22 protein-coding genes are annotated in these 19,929 nt (G+C 43.1%); 12 read left to right on the top strand and 10 right to left on the bottom strand.

Translation table 11 applies throughout. The features are described from left to right. Positions 1–47 precede the first annotated feature (47 nt). The 4 genes from PQ469_RS00310 (at position 48) to PQ469_RS00295 (ending at position 4,513) form a co-directional block, all read left to right on the top strand. The gene (locus tag PQ469_RS00310) at positions 48–290 is read left to right on the top strand and encodes a helix-turn-helix domain-containing protein (protein ID WP_090652130.1); all 243 of its coding nucleotides are present in this window, start codon (positions 48–50) and stop codon (positions 288–290) included. Between the two features lie 87 nt (positions 291–377). Then, entirely contained in the window at positions 378–2,429 is a 2,052-nt protein-coding gene (locus tag PQ469_RS00305) for a M13 family metallopeptidase (protein WP_274211207.1), read from the top strand. Between the two features lie 438 nt (positions 2,430–2,867). After that, a complete protein-coding gene (locus PQ469_RS00300) occupies positions 2,868–3,611 on the top strand; it encodes a dioxygenase family protein (RefSeq protein ID WP_274211206.1) in 744 nt (247 codons plus the stop codon). Between the two features lie 212 nt (positions 3,612–3,823). Beyond that, positions 3,824–4,513, top strand: coding sequence for a pirin family protein (locus tag PQ469_RS00295; RefSeq protein ID WP_090652133.1), 690 nt, complete (start codon positions 3,824–3,826; stop codon positions 4,511–4,513). A gap of 58 nt (positions 4,514–4,571) precedes the next feature. Here PQ469_RS00295 and PQ469_RS00290 read toward each other — a convergent pair whose 3' ends face one another. From PQ469_RS00290 to PQ469_RS00270, 5 genes are all read right to left on the bottom strand, one after another. Further along, positions 4,572–5,003 carry a response regulator gene (locus PQ469_RS00290; protein WP_090652134.1) on the bottom strand — a complete coding sequence of 144 codons (432 nt, stop codon included), beginning with the start codon at positions 5,001–5,003 and terminating at the stop codon, positions 4,572–4,574. 143 nt (positions 5,004–5,146) lie between these two features. Next, positions 5,147–6,265: a Gfo/Idh/MocA family protein gene (locus PQ469_RS00285; protein ID WP_274211205.1), complete on the bottom strand. Its 1,119-nt coding sequence runs from the start codon at positions 6,263–6,265 to the stop codon at positions 5,147–5,149. Positions 6,266–6,423: 158 nt separating this feature from the next. Further along, positions 6,424–7,068, bottom strand: coding sequence for a Crp/Fnr family transcriptional regulator (locus PQ469_RS00280; RefSeq protein WP_274211204.1), 645 nt, complete (start codon positions 7,066–7,068; stop codon positions 6,424–6,426). Positions 7,069–7,110: 42 nt separating this feature from the next. Then, positions 7,111–7,566, bottom strand: coding sequence for a DsrE family protein (locus PQ469_RS00275; RefSeq protein WP_274211203.1), 456 nt, complete (start codon positions 7,564–7,566; stop codon positions 7,111–7,113). A 22-nt stretch (positions 7,567–7,588) separates the two neighbouring features. Beyond that, the gene (locus tag PQ469_RS00270; protein WP_274211202.1) at positions 7,589–8,605 is read right to left on the bottom strand and encodes a c-type cytochrome; all 1,017 of its coding nucleotides are present in this window, start codon (positions 8,603–8,605) and stop codon (positions 7,589–7,591) included. Positions 8,606–8,802: 197 nt separating this feature from the next. Here PQ469_RS00270 and PQ469_RS00265 point away from each other — a divergent pair, with 197 nt between their 5' ends. Beyond that, complete coding sequence (locus tag PQ469_RS00265) at positions 8,803–9,549, top strand: DUF4272 domain-containing protein (protein WP_274211201.1); 747 nt, start codon at positions 8,803–8,805, stop codon at positions 9,547–9,549. Positions 9,550–9,619: 70 nt separating this feature from the next. Here the strand turns inward: PQ469_RS00265 and PQ469_RS00260 are convergent, their stop codons facing one another. Next, positions 9,620–10,465 carry an N-acyl homoserine lactonase family protein gene (locus tag PQ469_RS00260; RefSeq protein WP_274211200.1) on the bottom strand — a complete coding sequence of 282 codons (846 nt, stop codon included), beginning with the start codon at positions 10,463–10,465 and terminating at the stop codon, positions 9,620–9,622. Between the two features lie 248 nt (positions 10,466–10,713). On the opposite strand from PQ469_RS00260, the gene PQ469_RS00255 reads away from it, so the two are divergent. The 4 genes from PQ469_RS00255 to PQ469_RS00240 all read left to right on the top strand — a co-directional run bounded on the left by PQ469_RS00255 (position 10,714) and on the right by PQ469_RS00240 (position 13,188). Then, positions 10,714–11,133, top strand: a complete 420-nt coding sequence (locus PQ469_RS00255) for a hypothetical protein (RefSeq protein ID WP_274211199.1) — start codon at positions 10,714–10,716, stop codon at positions 11,131–11,133. A 331-nt stretch (positions 11,134–11,464) separates the two neighbouring features. Further along, on the top strand, positions 11,465–12,025 hold the full coding sequence (locus PQ469_RS00250; protein ID WP_274211198.1) for a helix-turn-helix domain-containing protein: 561 nt from the start codon (positions 11,465–11,467) through the stop codon (positions 12,023–12,025). Between the two features lie 86 nt (positions 12,026–12,111). After that, complete coding sequence (locus PQ469_RS00245; protein WP_274211197.1) at positions 12,112–12,849, top strand: heavy-metal-associated domain-containing protein; 738 nt, start codon at positions 12,112–12,114, stop codon at positions 12,847–12,849. A gap of 48 nt (positions 12,850–12,897) precedes the next feature. Further along, positions 12,898–13,188 (top strand): hypothetical protein, encoded by a 291-nt coding sequence (locus PQ469_RS00240; protein ID WP_274211196.1) that lies wholly within the window; start codon positions 12,898–12,900, stop codon positions 13,186–13,188. Between the two features lie 6 nt (positions 13,189–13,194). Here PQ469_RS00240 and PQ469_RS00235 read toward each other — a convergent pair whose 3' ends face one another. Continuing rightward, the gene (locus PQ469_RS00235; protein ID WP_255369906.1) at positions 13,195–13,464 is read right to left on the bottom strand and encodes a hypothetical protein; all 270 of its coding nucleotides are present in this window, start codon (positions 13,462–13,464) and stop codon (positions 13,195–13,197) included. A gap of 91 nt (positions 13,465–13,555) precedes the next feature. Beyond that, positions 13,556–13,933 carry a response regulator gene (locus tag PQ469_RS00230; protein ID WP_274211195.1) on the bottom strand — a complete coding sequence of 126 codons (378 nt, stop codon included), beginning with the start codon at positions 13,931–13,933 and terminating at the stop codon, positions 13,556–13,558. A gap of 190 nt (positions 13,934–14,123) precedes the next feature. Between PQ469_RS00230 and PQ469_RS00225 the strand changes: the two genes are divergently transcribed. Then, on the top strand, positions 14,124–15,137 hold the full coding sequence (locus PQ469_RS00225; protein WP_090652236.1) for a LacI family DNA-binding transcriptional regulator: 1,014 nt from the start codon (positions 14,124–14,126) through the stop codon (positions 15,135–15,137). Positions 15,138–15,258: 121 nt separating this feature from the next. On the opposite strand, the gene PQ469_RS00220 is transcribed toward PQ469_RS00225, so the two are convergent. Further along, the gene (locus PQ469_RS00220; protein WP_274211194.1) at positions 15,259–15,888 is read right to left on the bottom strand and encodes a nitroreductase family protein; all 630 of its coding nucleotides are present in this window, start codon (positions 15,886–15,888) and stop codon (positions 15,259–15,261) included. 68 nt (positions 15,889–15,956) lie between these two features. Then, a complete protein-coding gene (locus tag PQ469_RS00215) occupies positions 15,957–18,206 on the bottom strand; it encodes a transglycosylase domain-containing protein (protein ID WP_274211193.1) in 2,250 nt (749 codons plus the stop codon). A gap of 117 nt (positions 18,207–18,323) precedes the next feature. Between PQ469_RS00215 and PQ469_RS00210 the strand changes: the two genes are divergently transcribed. Both PQ469_RS00210 and PQ469_RS00205 read left to right on the top strand, forming a co-directional pair. Beyond that, on the top strand, positions 18,324–19,412 hold the full coding sequence (locus tag PQ469_RS00210; RefSeq protein ID WP_274211192.1) for an Mrp/NBP35 family ATP-binding protein: 1,089 nt from the start codon (positions 18,324–18,326) through the stop codon (positions 19,410–19,412). A 147-nt stretch (positions 19,413–19,559) separates the two neighbouring features. Further along, positions 19,560–19,838 carry a NifU family protein gene (locus tag PQ469_RS00205; protein ID WP_090652233.1) on the top strand — a complete coding sequence of 93 codons (279 nt, stop codon included), beginning with the start codon at positions 19,560–19,562 and terminating at the stop codon, positions 19,836–19,838. Positions 19,839–19,929: the final 91 nt, after the last annotated feature.

The following is a 19,929-nucleotide window of genomic DNA, read 5'->3' as shown; positions in this document are numbered from 1 at the left end:
TTTTGAGCCCCCTGCAAAAAATCAATTTTTAAATTAATTTCACTTTTATGTTACTTACTGATTTTGAATACCTTACCAATTCTGACGAAGCTTTTAAAAAGAAAATAGCCCTTCAGATTAAGAATTTGAGGCGACAAAATCAGGTTACACAGGAAAAATTCTTTACCGAAACCAATATTAATATTGCCCGGCTCGAGTCGGGAAAAATTGATATCAGGTTGGATACGCTCCGAAAAGTTTGTTATTATTTTGATGTTTCGCTGGCTGGTTTTTTTCAGGGTATATATTAAAAGCTGTCTTTTTTAATAAAACCGTTGTCCTAAATTCTATTATTCAATACAATTGCTGTATTTTTTTACATACACCGCAACAAATTCATGATCAAAAAAGTCACCTCCGCCGTGCTCTTAAGTGGGCTTACCACAATTACCCTGCTTCAGGCCTGTAAAGACAACACAAAAACCTATGCCGATAATGACCCGGTGATCAAAAACGTGGATACCAGTGTGAAACCCGGCGACGACTTTTTTAAATACGCCAACGGAACCTGGCTTAAAAAGAATCCGATACCCGGCGCGTACGCAGCCTGGGGCATAGGCAACGTGGTTCAGGAAGAACTGCGTAACCGGATGAAAAAGATTAATGAAGATGCCCTTAAGGCCAATGCACCAAAAGGCAGCAGTACACAAAAAATAGGTGATTTTTACTTTAGCGGGATGGATACCGCTGATATTGAAAAGCGGGGCATTGAACCGCTTAACGATGAACTGAAAAAGATTGATAACATTAAAGATATTAAAGGCCTTATTGAGGAATTTGCCCACCTGGATGGCATAGGGGTAACTACGCCATTAGGCACTTATGCCGGGCAGGATAGCAAAAACAGCGATAAAATAATGCTGCAATTAGGCCAATCTGGTATTGGGTTGCCAAACCGCGATTATTACTTTAATACTGATGCACATAGTGTTGCTATCCGTACTGATTATAAGCTGAAGCATTTGCCAGCCATCTTTAGATTGAGTGGCTTGCCTATAGATGCGGCAAGCGTTGCCACCAAACAAACTTACGCTTTAGAAACTGCCCTGGCCGGTAGCAGCCGTAAACTGGAAGACCTGCGCGACCCCTACCATAACTATAACAAAATGACCTTGGCGGGCTTAAGCGAACTGGCGCCTGATATCGATTGGAAAACCACTTTCAAAAAAATGGATTATAAAGATGTAGATACCGTGATTGTTGGCCAACCCGAATATTACCGCGCCCTTAACAAAGCTTTGCATGATTATAGCATTGCCGATTGGAAAAACTACCTGCGCAAAAACCTGATTGTTGCGTTTGGATCATACCTGAGTAAACCGTTTGATCAGGAACTGTTTCGTTTTTATGAAATGGTGCTTTATGGCAGCAAGGAACAATTACCACGCTGGAAAAGAATTCTCGACCTGGAAAACGGGGTAATGGGCGAAGTGTTAGGGCAGATATTTGTAAAAGAGTACTTTCCCGAAAAAACAAAAGAACGCTATGTAAAACTGGTAGAAACTATGCGTGAAACTTTTAAGGAGCATATTGAAAAGCTGGACTGGATGAGTGCGCAAACCAAAGCAAAGGCCTACTATAAGCTAAGTAAAGTAATGCCAAAGGTTGGTTACCCGGATAAATGGAAAGATTTTTCGGCCCTGGAGATTGATCGCGGGCCGCTTGCGTTGAACATGATGCGCGCGAACAACTGGCAGCATAAGTTCAACGCATCTAAACTGGGCAAGCCTGTTGACCGTACCGAATGGGGAATGACACCACAAACCTATAACGCTTATTACAACCCTTCCAATAACGAGATTGTGCTGCCTGCGGGTATTTTTGCTATTCCGGGTTTTAAAGATGAGAATATTGACGATGCCGTCATTTACGGCTACGCCGCTGCGTCCACCATCGGCCACGAAATGACCCACGGCTTCGATGACGAAGGCAGGCAGTTTGATGCCAGGGGAAACTTAAAAGCCTGGTGGCTACCGCAAGATTCGGTTAAGTTTACCCAACGTGCGCAAATGCTGATAAACCAGTTTAACGGTTATACTATTTACGGGCTGCACGTAAACGGCAAAGCTACCCAGGGCGAAAACATTGCCGATTTGGGCGGCATAGTAATTGGCCTGGATGCCTTTAAAAAAACCGACCAATATAAAGAAGGCAAACCCATCAACGGTTTCACCCCGCTGCAACGCTACTTTTTAGGTTATGCCCTTGGCTGGTTGGGGCAAGACAGGCAGGAAGCCCTATCGAGCCAGATATTAACCAACGAACATGCCCCTGGCTTTATGCGCGTAAATGGCCCCTTTACAGATGTGCCAGAGTTTTATGAAGCTTTTGGCATAAAAAAGGGCGATAAGATGTGGCTGGATCCCGATAAAAGGGTTAAGATTTGGTAGATTACCCGAAAAGGAAACCCGATTCATACTACGAGCGTAAGGTTTTGTGAAACTCAGGAAAGCCTATGACGTATATCGCATGATGGCAAGCGTTCACCCGTCGAGGCTGTGCCTACACTTCTGCTGCGCAGGAAGGTGTGGTTGAAAAGCGCCGGCGACGGCTATACTTTCTAACGAAGTTGCAGAGCGGTTTCCCAAAACCTCGCCGGGCGGGATGGATATTAACCGCAGTGCAAAGCTGATGCTTATATAAACCGAGATCCTTATTTCAGGACACCATACAAATGATAGCCCACATGGCATTCGGTTCACACAACGGCGTCCCTCATTTTTTATATTCGTCGACAGATATCGATAATTGGACGATACATTTCAGCCAGAGCCCAGGGTTATAAATACTTTCAGCTAATAATCACGCTCAAAGAATCAATTAACACCATGGAAAGAAAAACTTTTTTAACCAGCGGGCTTGCAGCATTAGGCTTTGCCGCTATCGCACCACTTGCCAATTCCTGCAAAAAGGAAAGCACAACAACTACTACCGACACAACAACTACCACTACAACCACGGGCGGAACCAGCAGTAGTACCTGTACCACCGGGGCTTCTGAAACAGCCGGCCCTTACCCAACTATTACGCCATCAAGTTACGTGAGAAGTAATATTGTTGATGGCCAATCAGGCGTACCTTTAACCATTAAGCTTACATTCACCAATACCAACAGTAGCTGCGCGGCGCTAACCGGCGCCCTGGTAGATATTTGGCATTGTACCTCACTGGGTTACTATTCTGAATATACCGATACTCCTGGCGGTGGTTATGCCACCATTGATTATACTTCGTCTCATTTTTTACGTGGAAGGCAAACTACCGACAGTAATGGCCTGGTAACGTTTACCAGTATTTTCCCGGGTTGGTATTCTCCAAGGGCTCCGCATATCCATGTGCATGTATATAATTCGTCGGGCACTTCGTTATTAATTACGCAGATTGCATTTCCTACAGATGTTTGCAATACCGTTTATACCACAGCAACTGACTATAAGGCTCGCGGGGTTCAGGATACCGCAAATACCGCGGATATGGTGTTCAGCGACTCTCTTGCCACCGAGCTATCAACCGTTACAGGAAGTGTTTCGGCCGGATATGTGCTTACGATAAGCATTGGCGTTGCGGCCTAACTTTAAAACAGGCTATCCTGTTACACTCCCAGAAAACGATTGTGTGATGTTAGTAGGTTGAGGAACTAAACCCTGTTCAAATATGGAACATCGTACGTTATTTGTACATCTGTTTTTTCTTTACGTAACAGCATTGGGCAATCGTTTAAGGGTGCCGGCTTATATACCAAAAGCTCTTTTTATATGCCATTAAACTTCGTTATAAAATTTACATGATACCGCAATCCAAAGGAAAAATGTTTTTATCAGATGAACGTGGACTAACCCAACAGGATTGGTACCGCAGTTATCAAACATTTAATTTCGGCAATTATTATAACAACCATAAGCAGCCGTTCAGCGATTTACATGTTTTAAATGATGATACACTGGCCGCGGCGCAAAGCATCAGAATGAGCGTGCAGGAACAAACGGCTGTTCTACTTATTCCAATTGTTGGCGCCATAGGCTGCCGTGATCACAACGGCGACCACACCATGATCGAACCAGGTATGGTACAACTACTGGCGCTTCCGGCCCGTTCGGGTTTCCAGGTTAATAATCCATATAAAGCAGAAGCAGACCTGGTTAACTTTTTGCAGCTCTGGGTCAAAACAAAAAACGCGGCAAACCAGTTGTTCAATTTCGATCTTTCTGCCAACCGCAACCAACTCACCGAAATTTTCCGGCTTGGAAATACAATTGGTTACATGGGGCAGTTTGATGGTAGGGCAGAAGCTACACTTCGGGTTTCGAAACCGGGAAACGCCTTGTTTGCCTATGTTATTGAGGGCGCGTTTGAAGTTCAATATCGCCTGATGCATGCCAGGGATGGGTTGGTTTTATGGGATTTGGATGAAACTGAACTGGAAGCGCTATCAAACAATGCCATCATCATGCTGATTGAAATTGCCCCTCGGTGAGTAAGGCACGGCACATGGCGGCTTTAGTTAACTGCAGTTGTTAACCACTGCGGGCCCATCATTTACCAAAATAAGTAATGTTTTTATCGGTCATCGCAGCTTTAACAACCTGCTCCAATGCCGTTTTATTAACCGGTTTAATGATAAAACCCGAAACCAATTCGAGCGCGGATGCACGGTGATGATCATGAGGGTCCAGGGAAGCGCTTACTAAATAAATTACAACTTTTCGGGATAGGTCTGGCGCCAGCCGTGCAAAGCGTTCAATAAACCGCCATCCGTTAAGTACAGGCATATCAATATCCAGCAGTATGAATTCTGGTAGCATGTCGGGTTTATCTTTAAATAATTTAAAGTAGTCGAGTGCGGCCTTCCCGTTTTCGAAAGTGATCGTTTTTTTTGATATCTTATAATTAAAGATCATAATCTCCGACATCAGGCGGGCTATACTATCATCATCAATTACACAAGCCAGGTTAAAATCATACATATGATTGTACAATTCAAAAAACGAACCAGCTTAAACATGTGCTTTTTTAAGCGGAATTTTGCCGACAACGCACTTAAATGCCGGGATTATTGGGTAAATATTTACCCGATAATTGTAACTAATTTTTGAGTTTCTGCAGGGCATTAAAGCCTAATTTCAACTTTTTTGCCGGTTTTAGCCGCCAGGTATATTGCATCAATTATTTTCAGGTCTTTTACCGCTTCTTCGCCATCTATGGGTACAACAGGCTGTTTGTTGTGAAAGATAATGGCTGCCATTTCATCCATTTGCACGGTTTGATGAACGGTAACAGGCTGGTTTAATTCGCCCTTATTTGTGCGGCCCATAATAGGCCCGTAGCCGGTTGATGGCTGTAACTCTGCAAATCCTTTTTCTCCGTTGAGGAAAAAACGGTCCAGGTTATTCATCGTATAAGTCGATAAACAGGATGCAGCAGCGCCGCTTGGAAAACCAAACTGAAATTGTATAGTTTCATCAACGCCTTCCTTGAATTTTACCGGGTCTGTTTTGGTTTCCTGTGCAGTAACCCAAACAGGCTCCTCGCCAGTCATATAACGGGCGCCGTTAATGGCATAAATACCAATGTCCATTATAGAGCCTCCGCCGGCCAGTTGCTTATTTAAACGCCATTGTGTGGGATCGCCAATTGTAAACCCACATAATCCCTGGAAGAATAATATTTTCCCTAAATCACCGGCCTTTCGCATCCTGATCACCTCCAGCGTTTTAGGTTCAAAATGCATTCGGTAGCCCACCAGCAACTTTACGTTTGCTTTTTTACAGGCATCAACCATTTCTTGTCCTTCCATGGCATTTACCGCCATTGGCTTTTCGCAAATTGCGTGTTTGCCTGCTTTTGCTACCCTTATTACCTGGTCATGATGCAAGCCGTTTGGCGTTATAACATAAACCGCGTCTATGTCGGGATTGCTTTTTATATCATCAAAATTTTTATAGTTATAACAATTCTTCTCTGGTATGCTGTACTTAGTTTGCCACTCTTTAATTTTTGAAGGCGTACCGCTAATTACGCCAACCAGTTTGGCTTTTGTGCAAGCTTGCATGGCTTCGGCAACGCGGGTTCCGTAGCTCCCAAGGCCCATTATGGCCACACGCAATACCGGCCCGTCATAGGCCTGGTTATCATGATCTTTGGTGTTTGCCCATCCCGAAACCGGGGCCAAATGCAAGGCTAAGGCCGAGATACCTAATTTTTGTAAAAAGTCGCGACGTGAATTCATAACCAGGTTTGTTTTGCTTGTTTTAGAGATCACAAATTACTCATTTCACCACATAATTCAACAGCCTGGATACCTTAATGTTTCTGACGCTATTATCTTTTTACAATCCGCAAAAAATGAGCCGGAGGTTTGTACCGCAAATGCACAACCATTTTTTCTTATTTTTTCCACTCAATAAAATTACGGGTCAGTACAATATCTCCGCGCTGTTCCATTTTTTTTAACAGGCGGGAAATCACCTCGCGTGACGAATTCAAATCGGCGGCAATCTGGCTGTGGGTTATCTTTAGTTCGCGCATTTTTAGTTTTTGATATTGATTTTGCAGGTAATAGTATAACCGTTCGTCCATACCTTTAAAGGCTATATGGTCAATCACTATCAGCAGCTCTTCGTACCTGGAGCGGTAGGTTTCCAATACAAAATAGTACCATGTTTTGTAGGTGACCATCATTTGGTCCATCAGCGCTATCGGCACAGCCAAAATAGTGGTATCCTCAATAGCTTTGCCCATTACTTCGCTGGTTTCCTGTTTGGTAGCGCATATCATGGTTAGGGCACAGGCATTGCCCGGTTCCAGGTAGTACATGAAAAATTCGCCCCCGTCGTCGCCTTCGCGGTATAGCTTAACCCGGCCACTTAAAATCATCATGGTTGATTTGATGTATTGGCCGGTGCGCAACGCAACCTCGCCGGCGGGGATATGAATGACCGACGCGTTTTGAACTAAAAAAGCCTTTAACCCGGGCTCAAATTGAGAGAACAGGTGGTCTAAATAGTCCTGGATAATGGCTTGGTCTTTCATAAAACGGGTAAAAACAAGGATGATGTTTTTTTGTCTAAAGCCTTAAGGATGAATAGTTGCCCATCCATCGGCCTGGCGGATAATAATTTCGCCGTTACCGCTGGGCACATAGCTTATAAAAGGAAAAAGCGTAGCCTTATCAATGTGCCGTTCCCTTACAGTATTGCTGCATTGCGCCAGTATCACTCCTTTTTGCAACAGTTTTTGCAGCTCGGCTTCGTAGGGCCCTGCTTTATCGTAAACGGCAACACCATCAGCAAAAGCAATAAGCTCCATTTCCACCTTGCCTTTTAGCCTGGTGTCCTCCAGGGCGTTGTCCATATTACGCAGGGTTTGTTTAATCTTCTTCGGGTCCGATTCGTCAAGGTAATAAAGCGCTTTATAGTGGGCTTGTGTGGCTTCGGCACCTTTAAATTCCGATGCGGCTATTTGAGCGAAAGCAGGTTTAATAAAAAGCAACCCGGCAAGCACGAAGAGTAAAGAAAAACGATTTTTCATGGCTATTATTTAAGAGGTTAATTTATACTTTTTTATGATGGAATTGCTGAATGGGGCCAAATGGCCCGTATTTATGCTGACGGGCGGTGAAGCCATCGGCATACGGCCCAAAGGGTAAATCTATGGGCTTTTGCCTTAAGTCGGGATAATCTTTGTGTTGATCTTTATGCGGCCGGGGCTGCGAATTGATGTACGCTGCTACATCCCAGCACTCTTTATCGGTTAACTGCGGGCTTTGGTAGGTAGCACCAAAAGGCATATTGGCCTTTACAAAACCAGCCAAATTGCCTATCCTGTACATGCCCGCGCCATCGTTATAACTGTTTGCCCCCCATAAGGGCGGGTAGGAATATGATTGTTTATCTGCCGCCAGCAATCCCTCGCCGTTTGCGCCGTGGCAACTGCGGCACTTCTGGATGAAAACAGCCCTCCCGCTCAACGGATTGGCTGCGTTATCCATAAATTTTAAACGTGGTGTAGTATTACCGAACAGCGCCTGGCCTTTTTTTGCGTTTTTGCCCAGCCACTGCATATAAGCCATTATTGCCTTAATTTCTTTAGTGCCAGTGTCTGGCATAGCGCCATTCAGGCTGCGCTCAAAACACTCCGAAATCCGCATAGATGCCGATATAACCATGCCGCTGCGGACGCTTTTTTTAGGATAGGAGGCCGTAAACCCGGCAAAGTTGTTAGCAAATAACCGGGTGCCCGCATCCAGGTGGCAGTTTTGGCAGTTCATGCCATTGCTGATGTGGGCAACAGACCCCTTAGGGCCAAAATATAAAGCCGTTGAAGCAATTAGCTGGCGGCCATACCGTATCAAATCGCCCTTTTTACCTGCGGGTATATTTCGTGTTTGTAATTGTAGCCCGGCATCAGCAATATTTTCTTGTTTTTGGGCAGCTTTAAAAGCAGTATTAACTGCCGAACCTTTATAATCATCCTTTTTTACCGGCCTGCTGCATGCCGAAACAAGCAAAACTATAGCGACAACCAGTAATAATGAAACCGATATGGGGTCATGTGAAACTTTAGTCATGGCTTTTATGGTTTTTATCGATGTTCATATGTGCGCCGCCGCAAAACTGCACAATTTACAAAAACATGTTGGTGATTTAAGTCACCAAAAACAGCGTATTACACAGAAATAAATCGACCATTTTTTTGATCTCTATTTTCTTTACATTAGGTGGCCGGCTATTTATTTGGCCGCCAGATAACTGCTAATTTCACAATATGATAAAAAGGCTTAGCATTGTTGCTTCGATACTGTTTTTGTCGTGCAACAACCATAGGGGCGCTGCGATCACAAAACAGGTAGAAAAGATAAAACCAACTAAGGATCAAGCCGAACGCCGCCGCCAATCTGAAGCTTATTGCAAAACACATTACATACCCGTTTATAGTAATCCCAACGCTTTATTTGTAGACCCGGAATTGCGGGCAACTATACGTACAAAAGATGAAGTGACAGACAGAGCTCTGGCATTGCTATATGTAGGTTTAAAAAGCGAAGGGATAGGCCAAAAGGACTTACACGAAATAAATAAAAACCTGGATGCGCTATCAAAATTAACCCCGGCCGAAAGGGCTTATATTACAAATCCCCGGCCAACAAAGCAACAAACCACCGACGCCAACTGGCGCTACGAAGATTTACACGTGATGCTTTGGGCATTAGGTTTTATTGACTCGCTGACTTACCCCAACCAATTGTGCAATGTCGCCCAGGATGCAAAATTATTTCGGGGCCTAACCGGCAGGCAGTTTAAACAGCGGGCCCGGTTGCGAACCAAAAAAGAAATTCTCGACCAGGCCGATCTGATGCTGCGGCTGGACTGGGCTTGTGTAGATGCCCGCACCAAAAAGCAGCCGGCTCCCGGAAAGCTTGATAGTGGCGTAGTTTATGAAAGGCACTACGCTTTAAACTGGCTGATAAACTACATGAACCAAGGCTGGGATGATATAATGACAGATACGTAACAGCATTAGCGTACAATGAGCTTACATTAACATGTATTTATTGAAAATGCCAAACGGCCTTACGGAGTGCTTACTTAATTTCTACCACGCCGGCGGCCACGGCCGGGAACTTAGAAAACACCTGTGCATCATGTCCCGGAATGATGTACTTAACATTGCCTACCATGGCCTTCATCCTTTGCATGGCTTTTACATAACCTGCCGGATCAAGCGTACCACCGTCAGAAGCCGGCACCATATGGTCAAGGCTGTAGTATATCCAAATATTATCCGACGCCAGTACAACTTTGTTATTTCCGGTATTCACCAGCACGTATTCTGAATTAAACGTATGCCGCGACCCGGTGAATACTTTGATGCCCGGAATAACTTCTTTATTGTCGCCGTCTACCAGCGTTACTTTTCCGGCTAAATTTAAATCAACCATCATGCGCACATCCCTTTTGTTAAATCCACCGCTGCCTTCCCCTTTTTGCCATGCCGCGCCTACGAAATAATTAAAATCGTCTTTTTGGATCCAAACGCGGGCATTCGAAAACAATCTCACACCATCTATATGATCCCAGTGGGGGTGCGATAAGATAATATCTGTGACATCGCCGGCCCTTAAACCCAGCATGGATAGTGCACTATCCGGGCGGATGTAATCAATTACCTTAAATTCCTTAGCATCATCAATATCATTTAAAAACCCTGCATCAACCAGGATGTTGCGACCGTTACCCTTAATAAGCCAAACCATAAAATTAAACTTAATGCTATCGGTTTGTGGCGCTCCTTTTGCCCAATCGGCAGCCGAAAAAGGTAAGGCCGAACCAGCAAATTTTATGGCATAAACTTTATAAGCTGTGGTTTGTGCGTGTACAAACAGCACACCGGACAATATCATTACAAAGAGCAGGGCAAGCTTTTTCATCCTGTAAAGGTAGTCTCCGTAGCGGGAAGTTAAAAGAGGAGACCGACAATAAAAGGTGCAAAAAATGCGGGCCGGCCTGGAACGCCTGCTTGTGATACCGCCCGGCAATCGCTTATTGCTCTTATGTAAACAACGTGCCTTTGGGCAAACATACCAGCTAAACCTATACGCATATTATTGCGTACAAATAAAACAATGACGGCTTTTTAACAAACTGTCTTATGCGTTAACAAAATGTGTTTATTTCAATGAGTTTTTTAACCGATCCGCTGTTCAAGGCTTTATTTTTTACGGATACACCCCGGATAATCTTAAAAGCAGATGCGCCAAACTTTACCATATTAACCTACAATGATGCTTACATGAAGGCAACTTATACCCATTACAGGAATATAATTGGCTGGTATCTGTGGGAGGCTTTTGACCCCAGGAAAGCGGGCAACGACGGGGATAAATTTTTGCTTGATACACTTACCCGTGCCGTTGTAAATAATGAAACCATCATAACACCTCCCTTTAATTATAATATCCCCTCGGCCAATCCGGAAGTGATGGTTGAAAGCTGGTGGCAACTGGATATTATACCCATTGCAGGTAAAAGTAAAAAGCCAGCATATTTATTATTAACCACCAACAACATTACTGGCAGTGTTCAGTCGGTAAGGTAAAACCATCACTGAATACTTGCTATAAGGCCGGGGCATCTGCTATCCGTCGATAGAATCGGGCGGTTCATCGATTCTTGTCTTTTATTTGGTGATGGTTGTTGTAAGTTAGCAATGCAAATCGGGGCGAACGCCCTATTGTGATAAGGTTTAGGTAAAAGCCTCTGAGCTGCGAGAGCGAAGAGGCTTTTTTGCGCCCATTTTTTTTCTTCGAAACAAACCGGTCACAGTATCTCAACATTATATAAACCGGAGCATTGCACCATGTTGTAAACTAACAAACCCATATATACAGGGTGATTTGTTTTTCGGTTAATAACGTAATTTTACCGCCATGAAGCTATATATTAAAAACATGGTTTGCAGCCGCTGCAAAATGGTTGTAAAAAGCGAGCTTGAAAAAGTTGGTTTACAAGTGCTTAATGTTGAGCTTGGCGAGGTGGAAATTAAAACCCCTCCAACAAACCAACAGCAAATGGAACTGACAGCCTCATTAAACCAATTGGGGTTTGAGCTGATTGACGATCAGAAAAGCCGCCTGATTGAACAAATTAAAACAATCATCATTGAACAGGTACATTATACTGATGCCCCGGCGCCTTTAAAACTCTCGGCGGTGCTGGCAGACAGGCTGAATTACGATTATGGCTATCTCAGTAACCTTTTTTCGGCAGTTGAGGGCTCTACTATCGAAAAATATTACATCACCCAAAGGATAGAAAAAGTTAAGGAACTGCTGGTTTACAATGAGCTCAGCCTTTCTCAAATTGCTTACCAGCTGGGTTACAGCAGCGTGGCATATTTATCAAGCCAGTTTAAACAGGTTACCGGGATGACCACATCTGCATTTAAAAATCTGCAAGGCAGCAAGCGCAAAAATATTGAAGACCTGTAAATGTTATAAAGCATAGCCGTAATCCTGTAACAGCCCAGGGCATAAGCCGCAGTAAATTTGTGTCAGTTAATTAAAACTCAATTATCATGACACATACCTATAACATTACCGGAATGACCTGTACCGGTTGCCTGGCCAAAGTTCAAAGCCTGTTATCGCAGGTAAACCACGTTCAAAAAGTAGATATTTCCCTTGCCGAAGGAACGGCTGATATTACCATGAACCGGCACATTGGCACAGCCGATTTGCAGAAAGCACTTGCCGCGTATCCAAAATATCAGTTAACTGATGCTAAGCCTCATCACCCGAATATAGTAGACAATGTTGACGACGCCGGGAATAAAACCTGGCTGCAAACATATAAACCCATCCTGCTCATCTTCGGCTATATTACCGTGGCTGCCATCATAGCGGGCTATAATGCAAAAAGTTTTGATCTGATGGTGGCCATGCGCATTTTTATGAGCGGCTTTTTCCTCGTTTTTTCATTTTTTAAGATGCTGGATATCCGGGGCTTTGCTGATAGTTATGCCATGTATGATGTTGTTGCCCGCGGCTGGCGCGGATGGGGGTATCTGTATGTTTTTATCGAACTTGGTTTAGGCCTGTCATTTGCAGTTAACCTTGCGCCATTCATCATTAATATCGTTACTATCGTCGTAATGTCGGTAAGTTTAATCGGCGTGTTAAAAAGCGTGCTCAGCAAACAACAAATCCGTTGTGCATGCCTTGGGGCCGTATTTAACCTGCCTATGAGCACTGTTACCATTATAGAAGATGGGTTGATGATAGTAATGGGCATAGCGATGCTTTCCCTGTTGTAATTTAAGGCAATATGTTGGATGTTTTTTTGAAAAACATCACCTTGAGTTATGAATATTGGCGAGATAACCTGCGGTAATTTTCTGCTCCATAATTACTTTCGGATCACGGGCCGGGGGCTTGCAGTCGCAGGAAAAATTACAGGTGGTTCCATAGCCGCCGATAATTTTATTTCAGTCTGCCAGGTACTTGTAAAAATTAAAAGTATAGAATTTGTGAGGGTGCCGGGAGGGGAACTTACCGGCTTAATATTGGATATAGCCGAAAGTAACTGGATAGAAACCCAACTTGATAAACTAAAAGGACAAACCCTTTCGATAATAGCCGACGAAGTAAGCTAATTGCACTTACATCCTAAACCTCAACGAAACTGATCTCCCCAAAGCCTGCGCCAGTTCGGGATCAATCAGCGGGCCGTTACCTTGCTGTATCCATACGCTGCGTTCATCTTTTTGAAGAGTGATTGTTTCGCCGTTCAGCAAAATTTCAAGTTCGCTGGTAGTCTTGTTTATTGGCGATGTGTTAACCTGGTAAACAAGGTCGGTATCGTTGTACGTTATTCTTAGTGGCAGTCCCATCTGTGTCTTCTCTCCGGGTAAATATACAAATCCAGGCATCTAAAAAAGCAAAAAGAAACTACAATTACACCATATTATATACAAACACCTAATTGCCAGTGAATTAAAAACCATGAACGGAAATATGCAATTAGGCGGCCAACTGGTATTCTACCTTTTCAATCAGGTTGTTGATACCAAACGGCTTGTGAAGTACATCATCAGGGGCACCACTTTGGTTTAAAAACTTGCTAATATCATCAGCGGCCGAGCAAATGATAACCGGCAGGTTTTTGGTGTCGCGGTTAAGTTTTATCAGCTTGTAAATATCACGACCATCCATACCTGGTAAAAGCACGTCGAGGATTATCAAATCGGGGTGTGTGGCTTTAATATCATTGAAAATATTACCGGCGTCACTAAACGATACCACGTCATATCCGCTGGCTGTTAAAATATAGGTCATTACCTCTATCATCAGCTCATCATTATCAAGTATCAATATTTTCTTTGCCATGCTCTTTTCCATCCCTTCATGTTTAGGTGTGCAAAGCGCATGCCATTGATTAACTTGCAGTTAAACTATATTTTACCGTAGTGAAAGGTGTACACATTATGATATGATTTTAACATATTTAGCATTAATTGCACCCGTTTTTTCGGTAGTTAATAGATGAGTTTTGTTACATTTGACTGGATAAAAGATTTACGAGATAATAATGGATATTGTTAATATAAAGAAACTGGCGAAAGAGCTCAATATTTCTACGTCAACTATTTCGAGGGCTTTTAACGGCAACCCTGATATTAATAAAGATACCAAAGAACGCATCCTGGCTTTTGCCAAAGAGCATAACTTTTTGCCCAACCATTACGCCAGTAACCTTCGGGATAAAAAAACCAAAACGCTGGCTGTTATTATACCCGAAATAGCCAACGACTTTTTTTCGCAAGCCATAAACGGCATTGAAGAGGTTGCCCGTAAAAAGGGTTTTTATATTTTGCTGTATAGAACCGATGATGTTTTTGAAAAGGAAGTTTCATTTGTAAATTACCTGAACAACGGAAAGGTTGACGGTATCATCATGTCGGTATCGGGCGAGGCCAACGACCATAATTACCTGCGCCAGCTGGAATCAAAAAATGTTCCTGTTGTGTTTTTCGACAGGGTATATGAAGATATTGATGCAGCTAAGGTAACCACCAATGATTATGATAGTAGCTTTGATGCCACAGAGCATCTGCTGCAAACAGGTTGCCGCAGGATAGCCTACCTAGTAGTAAACAAAAGTATTTCTATTGGACAGGTGCGTATGCAGGGTTATATGGATGCCCTTAAAAAGCATAAGGTAGCCTTTGACGATGAACTGGTGATTGATTGTAGTAACGATGAAAAGGTAAACTACAAGATATTGGCCAAGGTATTGCAGGAAATAAAACCCGATGGGATTTTTAGCTCGGTTGAGCGTTTGGCATTTGCCACTTATTATGTTTGTAACGATTTGGGAATACAAATTCCCAAACAATTGAAAATAGTTAGTTTTTCCAGTTTGGGAATAGCGCCCTTGTTAAGCCCTGCCCTATCAACAATTACCCAGCCTGCTTACGAAATGGGGATCAAAGCCGCTAACCTCCTTTTTGAAGCACTGGAGCATAAAACGGCATCAAACCACAAACGGCACGTGGTTTTAAAATCTAAATTGTTTATCAGGAGGAGTTCTTTGGGTGAGTAGAGAGTGGTTGATTGAGTTGGATTAAGTTGATTGGGTTAAGTTGATTGAGTCCTAAACTTCATCAAGCTTTCCAAACCCTATCAACCACTTAACACAATCAACTTAATCAACCACTCACCAATTAAACGTGTATAAACAGCTCGCTTTTTGGCCTGCGCACTTTAAGCATTTTGCTGTAAACGTCATCGTCGGCACGGTAGCCAACGGCGGCAATAACAGAGGTGGTTAAGCCTAATTCCTTTAAACCCAGTATCTCATCAAATTGGGCGGCATCAAAACCTTCCATTGGCGCTGCATCAATACCTAATTCAGCAGCTTCGGATACCAATACACCCAAAGCAATGTAAGTTTGCTTATGAGACCAGGCTAATTTTTGCTCATCTGTATGGCTGCTTAATCTGCCTAAAATCATTTGCTCGTACCCGGCAAGGCTTTCACGTCCTACGCTACGAATATCGGCAACCAGGTCGATAAATTTTTTGCCAAAAGCTTCGTCCAACGAAGTTAGAGAGGCAAAAACGAATAATGCCGATGAATCTGTGATTTGAGGTTGGTTATAACCTGCTGCACGCAACTTTTGTCGTGTTTCGGCATCCTGAACTACAATCACTTTGAATGATTGTAGGCCATATGACGATGGAGCCAGTTGTATGGCGCTTAGCAATTGATCTAACTGCCCGGCGTTTATTTTTTTAGAAGGGTCGAATTTTTTTACAGCGGCCCTTTTTTGTAATTGATCTATTAGTGACATGACGATTTCTAATTTTGTTGAGACAAAAATAGGTGTTTAAACATTTAAATTCGTCATGTCACCGTAAACTATAAATTGGCTTTAGCTTTCAGTTCGTCTTCTTTATCGCTTTCTTCTTTTTTAAGCCGTCGTTTTTCCTGGCGAATGTCTTTCCGGGTTTTGCCGGCTGTATCAATATTATCAATCCGGTTTTTATAATCCAGCTTAAGGGCTTCAATCTGCTCTTTAAGCTTTTCTTTGGCCGTTTTTTCTTTTTGCTTTTCTACCTGTTCTTTCTTTTGCTCTACGCTATCTTTTTTACCAAAAAGGCGCTGAAAAAAAGTTGGCTTTTTTACAGGTTCTTCAATAACGGGTAACGTTTCATTGTCATCGTTTCCACCCTGTTTCATCAGGCTATCAGCTTTTGCGGTATCAATAGGCGCAATTCTTTCCCTTAAACCTTCCCTTAACCTAACGTTATAAAATCCGTAGGCGCTGGTATCGCGTGGTGTAAGGCCCTTTTCGGCCATCAACTTGCCTATCAGGTTAAAGTAGCCATGCAAGCCGGGCCTCAGGCTGCCGTCGGGCTGAAAGGCATATAAGCCGCCTTTTGGATACGGAACTATACTGGCCAGGTAAATACTCTCGCCCAGCGTAAGCTCCGATGGCGACTTACCAAAATAAAAGTGCGATGCCTCGTCAATACCATATATATTGCGGCCCCATTCTATAATATTCAGGTAAACTTCCAGCATCCGGTTTTTGGTCATGATGCGGTTGTTTTCGATGATCCAAACAATCAATATCTCCTCAATTTTGCGGACCAGGTTTTTATCCCGGTTTAAAAACGAGTTTTTAACCAGCTGCATGGATATACCGCTGGCACCGCGTTTAAACTTTTTGGTTTTAAAATCGGTTGCCAATGATTTGCGGAATGCTTCTTCTACAAAGCCGTGGTTGCTATAAAATGAAGGATCTTCGGCAGTCATAACCGCGTTGCGCAGATTGGGGGCTATTTGTTCCAGCGGCGTAAATTCGGGGTTGTCCGGACCAATGAGGTGTGGTGCCAACGGCTTTCCTTTTTCATATGGTGTGTAAACAAACGGGCTATTTAACTTACCCAGGTCTGTTTTGCCATACTTAATTATCCGGAAGCCATCCTTATCCAAACGAGAATCAAATTGCAGGTCGTCTATCTTAGTTGCATCCATATAAAAATGCATGCTATATTTCAGCTTTCCGGCAACCTTAATGCCATCCAGGGCATCAAACATTCCCTGTGGAAAGGAGTCAAAAACGTCGGTGGCATTAAGCCAGTCGGTATTCATTTTAAGCTCATATATTTTGGTTGGATTGAGCGTGTATTTTACATACGGCCTGGCTACCAGGTTTTTTATATGAATTGTTGACGAACTATCAATAGACACGTAATTACTACCCACAAACAAATTGGCATCAATGGATGCCTTAGGAAAAACAATATCGCCGGGCGATAAGCCGGGATGATTGATGAGCAGGTTGCTTACCCCCCATGATCCGTAAATCCGGGTTTCGCCCCCACTATGTTCAACCTTGGTTAATTTGGTTGATATGGTATCGGCATTTATTTTCAGGTGAAGTTTTTCCTGTATAATGGGCAATTCTATCTTTTTGCCATCGGCATAAAGTTTTATATCGATGTTTTTATCAGATGGGTGCATTTTACCCATAAAATGCCAGGTAGATTCGCCGTTATCAACATCAATGGTTGAGGTAAGGTTACCATCTTTTATCTGCGCTGTTTTTGCAAGTAGTTTTAATTGTGTGCTATCATCCTTAAAACTTACCACAAAATTGCTCAATGTAAGGTTATCGGGTATTTTATACAGCACCTCGTTAACCAGGTTGTTGGCCAGTACAGATAGATCGGCTTTGGTTGTTGACGTGGTATCGCGTTTCTTTTTAAACAAAAAATCAAAGTTTTTAACCCCTTTAATATTCGTGAGGTTGATAAAGCCATCCTGTAATAAAACATCCGATAATTTAATGTTACCAACTATAAGTGGTAACAGCTTAACACTCACCACAAAGTTTTTGATGCGCAGCAGGCTGTCGCGCTGCTCGGGCACTATCGTAACATCCGAAAAAGAAACTGTTGCGGCGCCGGTAAAATGGGCCGAGCCGATTTTTACATCTAAATTATAATCGCGCTTTGCTTTTGCGGTAGCTTTGACAATAGCATTTTGGAGCAGGGCCTCGCGTTTTGAATAGGCAATATAACCGCCTATTAACAATATGAGGAACAGCGGGATAAGGACAAATGCGGCTATGCGTATATATTTAGGGTTAAGGCGCTTCATAAGTAAATTTTTCCAAAACTAAACTAATTCTTATCCCCTGCAAACGGTTGTTTCTGTAATTTGTTTCCTGCTTAAACACAAATCAACCACTCGTTTTCATAAATTTGCCATAATATTATGATAATCACTAAAGAACAAGTTTTACAAGCACTGGGCAATGTTGAAGAGCCAGACCTGAAAAAAGACCTGGTTACCCTCAACATGATACAGGATATACATATTGATGGCAACAAGCTTAGCTTTTCGGTTATATTAACCACGCCTGCCTGCCCGCTAAAGGCCATGATTGAAAATGCCTGCCGCAATGCCATCAGCTACTTTATCAGCAAAGATGTTGTGGTAGATGTTAACATGACATCGCGCGTTACCACACAGAAAAACACAGGTGTACCGGGGGTTAAAAATATCATCGCGGTAGCATCGGGTAAAGGTGGCGTTGGTAAATCAACCGTTGCTGCTAACCTGGCATTGGGCCTGGCAAAATCGGGCGCCAAAGTGGGATTGATTGATGCAGATATTTACGGCCCATCTGTACCCATTATGTTTGGGCTGGAAGGTGCACGCCCGCAGGCAAGCTCGGTTGACGGCAAAACCCGCATTGAACCGATTGAAAAATATGGCATAAAGTTATTGTCGATAGGCTTTTTTACCGATCCAAACCAACCGGTTCCATGGCGCGGGCCAATGGTATCAACAGCTGTAAAACAACTGTTTAATGATGCCGATTGGGGCGAGCTGGATTATCTGGTGGTAGATTTGCCCCCGGGCACCGGCGATATCCATATTACTATTACGCAAACCTTCCCGGTTACCGGGGCGGTTATAGTAACTACGCCGCAAAACGTGGCTTTGGCCGATGCCCGCAAAGGAGTAGGTATGTTTATGATGCCGGCCATCAATGTGCCGATACTGGGCGTGGTTGAAAACATGTCATACTTTACGCCGGCCGAACTGCCAGACAACAAGTATTATATTTTTGGCAAAGGTGGCGGGCAGAAACTGGCTGAACAACTGGATGTGCCCTTTTTAGGGGAGATCCCCCTGGTAAAAAGCATCAGCGACTCGGGCGACGCAGGTACCCCGGCAATTTTGGACGCTGATGGTGTAATGACCAAAGCCTTTATTGACATGGCCCAGCGCGTAGCGCAGCAGGTAGCTATATCAAACGCGAAAGCATTTGAAGCGAGCCTTAAGTCAGAAGTCTAAAGTTCTAAGTCTTGAGTCGTAGGTATCAAGTCAGAAGTAGCAAACGGTCTTTTTTGACTCAGATCTTAAGACTTTGGACTAACCACTTTAAGTATAAAATATATTGCAAATTATTGATAACTTTACTTTAGTTATAAATTAGTAAAAATGAGTTTATTAAGTCAGGTTGAAGCAGCTTTAGATACCATTCGTCCGTATCTGGAAGCTGATGGCGGGAATGTTTCAGTTGAAGAGATTACGCCCGAGGGTGTTGTTAAATTAAAATTATTGGGTTCGTGCGGTTCATGCCCTATGAGCATCATGACCCTTAAGGCTGGCATTGAGCAAGCCATAAAAAAAGCAGTGCCCGAAATTACCAGTGTTGAAGCATTAAACCTTACCGACATTGATGATCCGAATGCGGTGCTGCCAGAAAATTTAAGATAGTGTTAAGTATTGTTAAATCCTGTTTATAATTTACTGTATTAATTATTTTTAAGCAACTTTTTGAAACTATTTGGCGTTATTAAGGTAACTA

This window comes from Mucilaginibacter sp. KACC 22773, from assembly GCF_028736215.1.
In the GTDB taxonomy this organism is placed as follows: Bacteria; Bacteroidota; Bacteroidia; order Sphingobacteriales; family Sphingobacteriaceae; genus Mucilaginibacter.
The sequence above is the reverse complement of the archived record's forward strand: the minus strand, read 5'-3'. Positions and strand labels throughout refer to the sequence as shown.